Source organism: Gordonia insulae, assembly GCF_003855095.1.
Taxonomy (GTDB): Bacteria; Actinomycetota; Actinomycetes; order Mycobacteriales; family Mycobacteriaceae; genus Gordonia; species Gordonia insulae.
This window is the reverse complement of record NZ_CP033972.1, coordinates 2,223,452-2,235,660: the sequence shown is the minus strand read 5'-3', so window position 1 is coordinate 2,235,660 and position 12,209 is coordinate 2,223,452. Positions and strand designations below refer to the sequence as shown.

At 65.9% G+C, this 12,209-nt stretch carries 12 protein-coding genes; 5 read left to right on the top strand and 7 right to left on the bottom strand.

Going from position 1 to position 12,209, the window contains the following annotated elements; genetic code table 11:
* Positions 1-46 precede the first annotated feature (46 nt).
* From D7316_RS10095 to D7316_RS10065, 7 genes are all read right to left on the bottom strand, one after another.
* On the bottom strand, positions 47-1,747 hold the full coding sequence (locus D7316_RS10095; RefSeq protein WP_124708159.1) for a thiolase C-terminal domain-containing protein: 1,701 nt from the start codon (positions 1,745-1,747) through the stop codon (positions 47-49).
* 13 nt (positions 1,748-1,760) lie between these two features.
* Entirely contained in the window at positions 1,761-2,183 is a 423-nt protein-coding gene (locus D7316_RS10090; protein WP_124708158.1) for a Zn-ribbon domain-containing OB-fold protein, read from the bottom strand.
* Entirely contained in the window at positions 2,180-3,358 is a 1,179-nt protein-coding gene (locus tag D7316_RS10085; protein WP_124708157.1) for a thiolase domain-containing protein, read from the bottom strand. Before D7316_RS10085 ends, D7316_RS10090 begins: the two co-directional genes overlap by 4 nt.
* Entirely contained in the window at positions 3,355-4,578 is a 1,224-nt protein-coding gene (locus D7316_RS10080; protein ID WP_124708156.1) for a CaiB/BaiF CoA transferase family protein, read from the bottom strand. The genes D7316_RS10085 and D7316_RS10080 overlap by 4 nt, the downstream gene beginning before the upstream one ends.
* Positions 4,579-4,587: 9 nt before the next feature.
* Positions 4,588-5,511, bottom strand: a complete 924-nt coding sequence (locus D7316_RS10075; RefSeq protein ID WP_124708155.1) for an SDR family NAD(P)-dependent oxidoreductase — start codon at positions 5,509-5,511, stop codon at positions 4,588-4,590.
* Positions 5,511-6,209, bottom strand: coding sequence for an SDR family NAD(P)-dependent oxidoreductase (locus D7316_RS10070; RefSeq protein ID WP_124708154.1), 699 nt, complete (start codon positions 6,207-6,209; stop codon positions 5,511-5,513). Before D7316_RS10070 ends, D7316_RS10075 begins: the two co-directional genes overlap by 1 nt.
* 81 nt (positions 6,210-6,290) lie before the next feature.
* Positions 6,291-7,043 (bottom strand): enoyl-CoA hydratase-related protein, encoded by a 753-nt coding sequence (locus D7316_RS10065; protein WP_124708153.1) that lies wholly within the window; start codon positions 7,041-7,043, stop codon positions 6,291-6,293.
* Between the two features lie 263 nt (positions 7,044-7,306).
* On the opposite strand from D7316_RS10065, the gene D7316_RS10060 reads away from it, so the two are divergent.
* The 5 genes from D7316_RS10060 to D7316_RS10040 all read left to right on the top strand — a co-directional run bounded on the left by D7316_RS10060 (position 7,307) and on the right by D7316_RS10040 (position 12,181).
* Positions 7,307-8,221, top strand: coding sequence for a VOC family protein (locus D7316_RS10060; protein WP_124708152.1), 915 nt, complete (start codon positions 7,307-7,309; stop codon positions 8,219-8,221).
* Positions 8,222-8,259: 38 nt separating this feature from the next.
* Positions 8,260-8,721, top strand: coding sequence for a Zn-ribbon domain-containing OB-fold protein (locus D7316_RS10055; RefSeq protein WP_005199479.1), 462 nt, complete (start codon positions 8,260-8,262; stop codon positions 8,719-8,721).
* Complete coding sequence (locus tag D7316_RS10050) at positions 8,718-9,869, top strand: thiolase family protein (protein ID WP_124708151.1); 1,152 nt, start codon at positions 8,718-8,720, stop codon at positions 9,867-9,869. The genes D7316_RS10055 and D7316_RS10050 overlap by 4 nt, the downstream gene beginning before the upstream one ends.
* A 105-nt stretch (positions 9,870-9,974) precedes the next feature.
* The gene (locus tag D7316_RS10045) at positions 9,975-11,129 is read left to right on the top strand and encodes an acyl-CoA dehydrogenase family protein (protein ID WP_124708150.1); all 1,155 of its coding nucleotides are present in this window, start codon (positions 9,975-9,977) and stop codon (positions 11,127-11,129) included.
* A complete protein-coding gene (locus tag D7316_RS10040; protein ID WP_124708149.1) occupies positions 11,129-12,181 on the top strand; it encodes an acyl-CoA dehydrogenase family protein in 1,053 nt (350 codons plus the stop codon). The genes D7316_RS10045 and D7316_RS10040 overlap by 1 nt, the downstream gene beginning before the upstream one ends.
* The last annotated feature ends 28 nt before the right edge of the window (positions 12,182-12,209 follow it).

Here is a 12,209-nt window from a genome sequence, read left to right as displayed (position 1 = left end):
TGTCGGTCTGGTACGGAACGTTCGCGGTTTCCACAACAGTGGTTTGTCACTCGGCGCGGAGCAGGATGGCTCCGGATGGCACTCCGCCACCCGCGGTGACGACCGCGACGCGTGCGTCATCGACCTGCCGGCCGGGTGCCTGCCCTCGCAATTGCAGCACCGCCTCCCTGAAGTGCCCGTAACCATGCGTACGTCCCGCGGAGAGTTGCCCGCCATGCGGATTCACCGGTAGCGGTCCGTCGATGGCGATACCTCGTCCGCGATCGATGAAATCCTCGGCGCCCCCGAACTCACAGAAGCCGAGTCCTTCGAGCCAGGACAGGGCGTTGAAGGTGAATCCGTCATAGAGCATCGCGATGTCGACGTCGTCGGTGGTGAGGTCGGTTCGAGTCCACAGGTGGGCGGCCGGGCCCAGCGATTGGGGCAGGTGCGTGAGCGTGCCTTGATCCCAGGAGATTCGCTCGGTGATCTGGGTGCCCACCGCCTCGACGCGGACCGCAGTGCCGGGGAGGTCTTTGGTGGTCTCGATCGCGGACACGACTACCGCGACCGCTCCATCACAGGGAACATCGCAGTCGTACAGGCCGAATGGTGACGACACCATTCGGGCACCGAGATAGTCGTCGATTGTCATCGGCTCGCGATAGACGGCTTCAGGGTTCGCGGATGCGTTGTTTCGCCCATTGACCGCGATCCAGCCGAGGACCTCACGGTCGACGTGGTAGCGATGCAGATACTGCGAAGCATGGCAGGCGATCCAATTCGCCGGCGACATCGCCCCGTAGGGTGCGCGTTCTTCGAGCATTCCGGTTGCGCGCTGCTCGGGGATGTGCCATTGCCCGGTTCGTGACAGCTCTGAATATGTTGACTCCCAGACTGTCCGGAAGCACAGCACATGCCGGCACAATCCCGATGCGACCGCGAGCATGGCTGCGACGATGGACCCGTTCTGGCCGGGAAGTTCTCCACCACCGTTGACCCACGTGGGATGGATGCCCAGGGCGTCTTCCAGGGCCATGATGCCTCCCTCCGACATGCCGGCCGGTGCTGCGCCCGGGTACGTGGAGAGACCGTCGATGTCGGCGAAGCGCAGTCCCGCGTCCTGTACCGCCTGCCGGCAGGCGGTGATGGTCAGGGAGAGCGGGTCAACCATCAGTCGTCGTCCGATCTGCGACTGGCCCACTCCGGTGATTGCGACCTTGTCCTCGAACTTCGTCGTGGATGCCCTCGGCCGTAGGTTGGTGTGTGTCGATGAGGGGTCGGGGACATCGAGGACGGCGTCGTCGCGGTCCGGGTCGGGCTCGAACAGCGGGAGCCAGATGTCGTCGGCGGCGTGCTCGAACGTGACCCGCACCGGCATGCCGATGCGGAGCGTCTCCGGCGCGCAGTGGACGATATTGGTGGTCAGGCGGACATCCGGGTCGTCCTGCAGCGCAACGATGGCGACCACATACGGAGGAGGGAACCGTGGCAGCCACTGCTGGGTGTTGACAGTGAATCCGACAACCGTCGCGAGGCCGCTGGTACCAGTCATCGGCACATCTTCGTGCCCGCAGTGGCGGCAGACGGGCGGCTTCGGATGTGTGCGCCGGCCGCAGGAGCTGCATTGGGCGATCCGGAGGATGCCGTCGGCGCCGGAGGCCCAGAACTCCGCACTTGTCAGGGTCGGTTGCGGAAGCACCCGCCCGGTGTCGACGATCGGAGTCTCGGTGGCCGCGTCGACCGCGGAACCGGTGTGTTGCGACATCGGACAGGTCCCTTCAGGCAGGAGTGAAGCGCAGTGCCGGTAGATCAGCGTCAGAGCCCGACTCGAACACTGCCTCGACGGGCATGCCAACGGCGAGTTGGTCTTCGGAGCAGCCAATGATGTTGGTCAGCAACGTGACCCCCTCATCGAGGGTAACCCAGGCGATCACGAACGGCGTGTACTCCGCCCACTCTCCGAAGGCGCGTCTGACGACCGAATAGCTGTACACCTCGCCGCGGCCGGTCGCCTCAGGCCACGCAAGCGAATCGCCGGCGCAGCGGGGGCAGAATCCTCGTGGGTACCAGAAGAACTGCTGACAGGCCTCGCAGAACGGCAGCACGAGGTGTCCCACCCGTGCGGCATCCCAATACGGTGCGGTCTCGGGGTCGAAGGCCGGTTGATCGGTGGGCAGTCCGGGCTCGAAGTAGGTGGTCATGGGTATTGCTCCAATACGGCTGCGGCACTGTAATGCCGTTGAGAGAGTCGGAATCCGGTTCCCGCCACGAGTGCGAACTCGAGGTCGGGGACCTGTACGGCAGGGGTGGCCTCGCCGCGGAGTTGCCGGACCGCTTCGATCGTCTTGGTCATTCCGCCGCGATTTCCCGGGTGGTTGTTCATCAACCCGCCACCGTCGGTGTTCACGGGCACTCGCCCGCCCGCCGCGGTGAGACCGAGGTTCTCGACATATCGCCCGCCCCGGCCCCGTTCGGCGAAGCCGAGATCTTCGAGCGCGAGCAGCACGGTGATGGTGAACGAGTCGTACAGGGACAGGTAGCCGATGTCTTGTGGCCCGAGCCCGGACTCCGCGTAGGCCTGCTCCCCGGCGCGCCGGTTGGCCGAGTAGGTCAGGTCGATCTGCCCGAGCATCGAATCCTTGTGCGCCTCACCGTAGCCCCGCAGGATGGCTCCGCGCCTTCCGAGGTCCCGTGCGATGTCAGGGTGGACCACGACCAGCGCACCACCGCCGTCAGTCATCACGCAGCAGTCCATGACGTGCAGTGGATCGGCCACGAGGGGGGAGGCCAGCACCTGCTCGACGGTGACCGGCTCCTGGAGTTTCGCATTCGGGTTGTGTTTGGCGTGCTCGGACGCCGCCACCTTGATCCAGGCGAGTTGTTCGGACGTGGTGCCGAACTCGTGCATATGGCGTCGCGCCACCAGTGCGTAGTCGGCGACCGGACCGTAGCCGCCCCGAAATCCGTTGTTCTCGAAGCTCGCCACGGGGCCCGGAGGCAACGCCAGGGCTGCACTCTTGGTACTCGCCTGGCTGGGCAGTCCGGCCAGGCTGATCACCGCGACTCGGCAATGACCGGCAGCGATGGCGGCGGCAGCCTGTCCGATATAGGCGACATAGGTTGCGCCGCCGAGTTCGCCGGAGGCGGTCACGCGACACTCGATGCCGAGGTACTCCATCATGTCGACCGGGCCCAGGCCGGGAGTCGTTGCATCGCAGAAGAAGCCATCGACATCGGCGAGCGCCAGCCCCGCATCGGCGAGCGCACCGAGGATCACCTCGCGGTGGACCTGCGCGATGGTGTGGTCGGGGAGCTTTCGACCCGGATGCTCGTAGGCGCCGACGATGACTGCCGAACCGTTGAGTGAAGGGATCATGAGTGGACTCCGATCGTCGTCTCGACCAGGACGCCGTCATCGATCAGCGATTGGATGGTCTCGGGCGGTAGGGAGAGTTCGGCCGCCACCTGGCGGCTGTGCTGACCGAGGGTGGGCGCAGGTCGCACGCCGGCGCCGGTGCCGGCTGAGAAGTTGGCGGGGTACGGCGCGAGGCGCAGCGGCCCGGCCACGGGATGGTCGACAGATTCGAAGAAGTCGACGTCGGTCAGGTGCGGGTCGTCGAGCAGATCGTCGAGGGACCGGACCGGGATGACCGGGATGTCGGCGCCGGCGAGTGCCTTTTCCCAATACGCCGATGGATGTTTCCGCAGTTCGTGATCGACGAGGGCGTAGAGCTCGTCGATGTGCTGCGTCCGGCCGGTGATCGTCCGGTAGCGGGGGTCGTCGGTGAGCTCTGGACGGCCGATGAGATCGAAGAAGGACAGCCACATCCGGTCGGTGTAGACGACCACGCCGAGGTAGCCGTCGCTGGTGGCGTATGGGCGCCGGAACGGTGACATGAGGCGCGGATAGCCCGTGTCGCCACGGGGTGGATCGTAGGTCCGGGCCCCCTGGTGGTCGAGAAGGTTGAACGCGGCCATCGTCTCGAACATCGGTACCGTGATGGCACACCCGCGACCCGTGCGTTCGCGACTGAACAGAGCGGCGAGAATCGAGTTCGCCGCCACCAACCCGACAGTCTTGTCGGCGATCGCCGACTTCACGTAGGTGGGCGGCCCCTCTGGTCCGCCCTGCACCGCGGCCATGCCGCTGACCGCTTGGATGACGTCGTCATAGGCGGCTGTTCCGTCATATCGCCCGCCCGCGCCGAAGCCGACGAGATTGGCGACGATACAGCGCGGATTCCGGTCGAGAATCGCCTCGGTGCTGATCCCGAGGCGTTCCAGCGCACGGGGCCGCATGTTGGAGACGAAGACGTCGGCGGCCGCGACGAGTTCGAACAACAGGTCACACCCGCGCTCGTTCTTCAGATCCACGGCAAGACTGCGTTTGCCATGGTTGGCGCTCAGGAAGATCGGCCCGAGGCCCGTCCCGTCGTGATCGAGGATGCCGCGAACCACATCCCCCTTGGGATCCTCCACCTTGACCACATCGGCCCCCAGACGTGCGAGCTGCATGGTGCAGTACGGGCCCATGAACGTGGTCGTCAAGTCCACGATGCGCACGCCGGTGAGCAGGTCGGCAGAATGCGTAGCCACAGCGTGCTCCTATTCGTTGTCCTGCAGGCGTCGGTCGCCGAGCCCGAGCGGGATCGCGCCATACAGCGACCGCAGCGCGACATCCATCTCGTCGGTGCGCAGCGCGCGCTCCTCCGACAGCGAGAACGCTTGTGTACCAAGGCTCCATCGTTCGTAGATGCGGAGTCGGTTGCCGTCCACGCGGATGATCTGGCCGGTGATCCAGCCGGCCGGCTCACTTGCCAGATACGCGACCACCGGCGAGGAGTTCTCGGGCGCGAACGTGTCGAATGCCCCTGGCTCGACCTCGGCGAGAAGCCCGCCGACCGCTTCGGTCATCCTTGTGCGCGCCACCGGCGACACTGCATTCACCGAGACGCCGTAACGTTGCAGCTCCATGGCCGCGACGACGGTGGCGCTGGCGATCGCGGACTTGGCTGCGCCATAGGCAAGCTGCCCGATGTTGCCGCGCATGCCCGAGCCGCTGGTGGTGTTGATGACTCGACCGGTGACCCGGTCGCCGGCTTTCGCACGCTCGCGCCAGTGACCGGCGGCGTGCCGCATGAGGTTGAAGGTGCCCTTCAGGTGGACGGCGATGACATCGTCGAAGTCGCGTTCTTCCATCGAGGTGATCATCTTGTCGCGGGTGATGCCGGCGTTGTTGATCACGGCGTGCACATCGCCGTGGGCAGCGACCACCGTTCGAACGAGGTCTCCGATGGCGTCGTAGTCGGTGACCGACAGTTCGGCGACCTCTGCCTTGCCGCCGATCTCGGCGATCTCACGAACAACAGAGTGTGCGGGTGTCTCGGCGTCTCGTGCCCCATCGAGTCCGACACCGGGGTCGACGATGACGACTGTTGCTCCCTGTGCGGCGAGCTCGAGTGAATGTGCGCGGCCCAGACCGCGGCCGCCGCCGGTCACGATCGCCACGCGGTCGTCGAGTAGTCCCATCAGATTCCTCCGGTGTACGAGTGGGTGGTGCGCGACGACGGGTCGATGGTGACGACCGCGCCGGGGGTGTCGAGCGGGTTCTCGACCACCTGGGCGAGGTGCTCGGCGACCTCGGTGGCGGTCAGGGAGCCCTCGCGTGCATCGTCCGGGCCGTGTCCCCGCACCATCGCGGCGATCAACAACTCGCGGATGTGAACACCGGACGTCTTTCCCTCCTTGTGCCAGGACCGCAGCAACGCTCGCTGTGCCGCCTGCGTCATCGACATGGGCCCCATGCCGGGGAACGTGAAGTCGGCCATGCCGCCGCCGGTGGCGAGGTAGACGGCACCGGGCGAGAGTCGGGGGATGAAGGTTCGTGCCGCGTTCACATGCAGTCGCAGGTCACGTTCGAAGACATCGCTGATGATGTCGAAATCCAGCTCGGCGATTGGTCGCGGCGTCCAGGAGGCTGCGGTGGTCACCACCACGGCGTCCAGGGACGCTGCACTACACCGGTCTGCGAGAGCGTCTGTCTCGGTGATGGATTCAACGCTGCAGGGTTGCGTGGTGACCTGCGCGGACGGGAGTGAGGCCGACAAGTCGTCGAGACGCTGCCCAGTGCGGGCGCTGAGGATCACGTCCCAGTTTCGTGAACAGAGGACTTCAGCGACGGCGCGCCCGACAGTTCCTGTGGCACCGATGAGTAGCGCTCTGGGCATTCGGATCGGATCCTCTTCTGTTGGTCAGTTGTAGCGATGTGAGAGCAATGGGTGCGCGATCCCCGAACGGTCGGCGCGCGGTCAGGTTCGGGCGGCGAACTCCACGAGGAAGTTGCGGAAGGTCTCGTTGGTGGTGGATTCGGCTTGTGCCAAGGCCTCGACGTCGATGGAGTCGGCGAATCCCGCGTGGGTTGCCGTATCGACCGAGCGCTTGATAACACTGCTGAGTTCGGCGCGCCGCGCGTATCGGGAGGCCAGCCGGAATGCTTCGGCGAGCGGGTCGTCGGCCCGGAGGTCCGACAGTCCGATCTCGTGCGCGTGGTCGGCCTCGATGATCGCTCCCTCGAGCAAGGCCGCCATCGCGCGGGACCGGCCGATGCGTTCGACCAACATCCAGGAGCACCCTCCACCGGGGTGCAGGCCGATCTCGGCGAAGGTGGGTCCGTAGCGAGCGCGCGGGCCGCCGACGATGATGTCGCAGGCGAGCGCGATGTTCAGACCTGCGCCGATCGCCGGCCCATGAACTGCCGCCATCGTGGGCACGGTCAGATCCCGGAGGCCGAGAAAGGACGCGTAGACGCCTTTGAGGTGGTCGCGGATCTCCTCTGTGGGCCGGGTGAGATCACCGAACATGCCGGTCAGGTCTGCGCCGGAGCAGAAACTGCGGCCGGCGCCGGTCACGACGACAGCGCCGACCGTCGACGTGTTGGCCGTGTCGTCGATCGCCTCTCGCAATTCGGCCAGGACGTCGAGGTCGAGCGCGTTGAGTCGCTCGGGTGCGTTCAGTGTGATGGTGCGGACTGGTCCGTCGTCGGCGACGAGTACAAGGGGCATGAGTCTCTTCCGTGGGCGCGGCGAATCCTGGCTGTAGTGTACTTGACTAAAGTGTCAAATGCCATCATATTGGAGCTATCAGCGACCCGCTTCGCCGGGAGGGTGCTGCACCGTTCTCGACGAATCTGGGCTATGTCAAGGGGCTGGCTCGCTGCAGCGGCATGGCGTCGCACACAGTTGTCACAAGTGTCAAGTTATTCTAGGCTGCTGAACCAGCGGCGTCGAGGACGTCGAGGTTTGGACGCGAGTAGGAGATGACCGCGATGACCGTCAGTGACCACGAACTCGAGACGACTGCCCTCGACCGACGTGTGCATGCAGTTCTGCACTGCAACGTCAATACTCCGGTACTGGCCGAATCCGCCGACTTTCTGACCCGCCTCGGCCTGGTCGAGCGCATGCGGTCGGTCTCCGACGACACGGACGGCAGACCCCTCGGACTCGGCGAGCACACGTCGAGCACCACCGCATTTCACTACGACGGTCGCGGGCCGCGCTCCGCGCCGGCAATCGAGCTCGTCGGCTGGAGGGAGCCCCCCGTGGTCGCGCGGGAGGTCGCAACGAAGTCCCACACACTCGGGTTCGAGGCCATCGGTCTGCGTACGCCCCAGCCCGCAGCGTTGTCGCCGGGCGTCACCGACATGACCGAGGTCGTGGTCCGGGGCCGACGAGTAACCGCATGGATGGCGTCGGATCCCGCCGGAGGCCCCGTCGAGCTGATCCAGGTCGATCCCAGTGCGGTCGTCGATGAGCCCGAGGGTGCCAAGTTCTCTCACGTCCGGCTGGTCAGCAGCGATCTCGAGCGCACTGCCGCATGGTGGCAGCAGCTCGGTTTCGAACCCGTCCCGAATGCACCGGCGGGGGCGCTGAGTCTCGTCGCGGCCGAGGATCCCACATTCTCGATCGAATTCCGTCATGATCCCGGCGCGGTGAGGCCCGATTGGCATGCGAACACCGCCGGCCTCTATCGCATCGCGCTCGCGGTCGAGGATGTCGTGCGGGCCCACCACGCCCTTCTGGATCTGGGCGCGGACATCCCGGAACCGGTGTTCATCCCGATGGTCGATACGCCGACCGGTGGCTTCACCGTGCTGTTCCTGGCTGATCCCGACGGCGCGGTCGTCGAGCTCGTTTCCCGTCCGCGTAGCGAGGTGCGTAGACCCACCCAACCATGCTGACCCCCTTGTTGTTCCACGTTTGACCAGAGGAGACCCCGATGACCCAGACCAGTGCCGAGGCGACCGTGCCGGTGGCGCCCGATCTGTTCACCTGGCCGGCCGAGCGGCCCGCACTCATCGCCGCGAAAGGATCGGACGGAAAGCTGACGTTCCCCTACCGGAGTCACCGACTGGTGAACGGGGTCCGCGAGGAGCAGGAGCGTGTGGAGTTGCCGCGTCGAGGAACGCTCTGGACGTTCACCACTCAGGCATTCCGGCCCACCTCACCCCCGTACGCCGGCGATGACGACGCAAAGACCTTCCAGCCCTTCACCGTTGGCTACATCGAACTGCCCGGCGCCCTGCGCGTCCAAGCCCGGCTGACCGAGCCGGACCCGGAGAAACTCATGATCGGGCAGGAGATGGAATTGGTGATTCTCCCGTTCGCCAGGAATGCCCAGGGCACGCCGACCATGATGTACGCCTTCGCCCCTGTGACAAGTGAGGAAACCTCCGTATGAGCACTCCATCAGATATCGCGATCATCGGCGTCGGACTCCATCCGTTCGGCCGTTACCCGTCGAAGTCCGCACTCGAGATGGGCGAGGACGCCGTCATCGACGCGCTCGGCGACGCGGGTGCGAAATGGGAAGACGTCGACGTACTCTGGGCATCGAGCATGGAGGTCAAGAACCCGGAGGCCATCACCGGCCTGCTGGGAATGACCGGAATACCGGCACGTTCCACCTTCACCGGATGTGCATCGGGCGGCAACACTCTCGCGCAGGCGGCGAATGCGCTCCGTCTCGGCGATGCCAACCTCGCTGTGGCCGTCGGGCTCGACAAACATCCGCGCGGCGCGTTCTCCGACCACCCCTCGGTATCCGGGCTTCCGGAATGGTACGGCGAACTCGGTCTGTTCCTCACCACCCACTTCTTCGGTATGAAAGCCACGCGCTACATGCACGACCACGACATCTCGGAGACAACCCTGGCCAAGGTGGCAGCGAAAGCGTTCGCCAATGGTTCGGTCAACCCGGTCGCGTGGCGTAACAAGAAGCTCGGCGTCGAGGAAATACTGGCCAGCCCGGTACTGAACTATCCACTGCGCCAATACATGTACTGCGGGCCCGACGAGGGTGCGGCGGCAGCGGTGCTCTGCCGCGCGGAGGATGCGCACAAATACACCGATACGCCGGTGTATTTGCGTGCGAGCACGTTGTTCTCGCGCCGTGACGGGGCGTTCGAACTGCTGATGCCATCGCTGCCGCTCGAATCCGAGGATTCTCCGACGGTGTACGCGTCCCGTGCCGCCTACGAGCAAGCGGGGATAGAGCCGGGGGATGTCGATGTGATTCAGCTGCAGGACACCGATGCGGCTTCCGAGATCATTCACATGGCGGAGAACGGCTTCTGCGTCGACGGAGATCAGGAGAAGCTGATCGCGGAAGGCGCCACCGAGATCGGCGGTCCGCTGCCGATCAACACCGACGGGGGCCTGCTCGCCAACGGCGAACCGGTGGGGGCTTCGGGTCTGCGCCAGATCTGGGAGCTCACGAACCAGCTGCGCGGACGGTGCGGGGACCGGCAGGTCGACGGCGCGACTGTCGCTTACGCCCAGCTGTACGGAGCCCCGGGTACCGCGGCCGTGACGATTCTGTCGACCTGACATGGGTGCGTGCAGCGTCAGGGCGGCGCGACAGCAGCTGTCGGCCGACCCCTGGCACACCCGAGGCGGCGAAGCCTGGGCGGTAGCGGCCGCGGGGGTCGTCGGATGAATCGTCCCGCGATGCCGTCGGCGGTCGACGAGGACCAGGCGATGGGCGATCTCCGACGAGAGGTACGCGAGTTCATCTCGCAGGAGACCGCGGCCGGGCGGTTCGTCGGCCAGGTCGACAGTTGGCTCACCGGTTGGGACGAGGACTTCAGTCGTTCGCTCGCCGAGCGTGGCTGGTTGGGAATGACCATCCCGGTACACTACGGTGGCCGAGGTCAGAGCTTCCTCGAGCGGTTCGTGGTGACCGAGGAACTGCTCGCCGCCGGAGCCCCCCTCGCCGCCCACTGGATCGCGGACCGGCAGATCGCGCCGTCGCTGCTCAAGTACGGCACCGAGTTCCAGAAACACGCGTTGCTCCCCGGAATTGCTTCCGGTGAAACCTATTTCGCGATCGGAATGAGTGAGCCCGACTCCGGTTCCGACCTGGCCTCGGTCCGGACCCGTGCCACCCGTTGCGATGATGGTTGGCTGCTCCAAGGAGCGAAGGTCTGGACGTCCGGCGCGCACCGGGCGCACTACTTCATCGTCCTCGCGCGCACGGCTGCGGTGGACCCGGGGGACCGACACGGCGGGCTCAGCCAATTCATCGTTGATCTCCGCGCGCCGGGGGTGCGGATCCGACCGATTCTCTCCCTCGACGGCAGGCACCACTTCAACGAGGTCTATCTCGACGAGGTTCACGTTCCCGACGAGTGGGTGTTCGGCACCATCGGCGCCGGTTGGGAGCAGGTGACATCGGAACTGGGCTACGAGCGCAGTGGACCGGAGCGCTTTCTGAGTACGTTCCCGTTGCTGGCCGCCATGGCGCGAGCCGTCGCCGACGGGACGTTGGAAACGACTGCGCAACTGGGGCGTTCACTGGCACGAACGGCAGCTCTACACGAGTTCTCCGCTGCCATCGCCGATGGTCTCACACGCGGCGAGTCGGTGGACCTCGCCGCGGCCATCACGAAGATCCTTGGCACCACGCACGAGGGTGATATCGCTGAACTGGCCGGGTCGTACGGACTTGACGCTGGTTCGTCTCCACTCGGCGAGCCGGTGCGTGAGCTGACCGCCGACGCCCTTGCCCAGCGTCCGGGATTCACTCTGCGGGGCGGCACAAACGAGATCCTGCGGGGCGTGGTTGCCCGCGGTTGGGGGATGCGCTGATGACCTCGCTTCATCCGACGTCGAGACATACCGGCCGGGTCGACCCGGATGTGGCCGACCTCTTCGACAACGTGTTCGCCGACTGGCACTCGAGGCGTCCCGCGCCGGGCGTGGTTCTCGAACTCGACCGCGACCTGTGGGCGAGGTTGGATGAGCTCGGCTTGACCGACCTCGCCTCGGCGGACGACGCAGACGTGTGGACAGTCGCGGAACTGCTGCGAGCGGCTGCTCGATACGCGGTGCCGCTGCCGATCGCAGAGCATGACGCGTTGGCTGGGCTGCTCGCCACAAGGGCGGGAATCAGCTGCGGATCCGGGATAAGAACCATAGCGCGCCTTGATGTTTACGGCACCGACCGTGCCGTACCGTGGGCGAGCCAGGTGGATCGGATACTGGTGCTGAGGCCTTCGGGTGACACGGCCTTCGATGCCTGGCAGATCGCCGACATCCCGGTGTCCTCATGTCGGCTCGAGGCCGCCGCCGATCTGGCCGGCCGGCCGCGGGATCGGTTGACGATGACAGCATCGGCAGGCGTGGGGACGCTCATCGGTGCCGATCTGGCCAGGGAGTTCTTTCTTCGTGCTGCGCTGATGCGCGCGGTACAGGCCACCGGAGCGTTGGACCGGATCATCGACCTGTGCGTCCGGCACGTCACCGAGCGACGCCAGTTCGGCCGGCCGCTCGCGCGTTTCCAGGCGGTCCAACATCTGGTCGCCGACGCTGCGGCAGAGTCGGCCCTCGCCCACATCGCCACGGATGCCGCCCTCACCTCACTTGCCTCACTCGGCCGATCGGGCGAGAGCCTGGACGAACTGGAGCGTGCGGTTGCGATCGCCCGCTCTGTTCTCGGCACAGCGTCGGGCGTCGTTGTTCGTAATGCGCATCAGGTACATGGTGCGATCGGTACGACACTCGAGCATCCGCTCCGTGGATTGACCCAACCGGTGCTGTCGTGGCGCAACGACTACGGCACAACGCGTGATTGGGACCTACGGGTCTGCCAACTCGTCCCGGGTGAAGGCGATGGTGCCTGGGCGGCTCTGGTCAAGTGACTCCGGCCGGCCACCCCTGAGGGGAGGC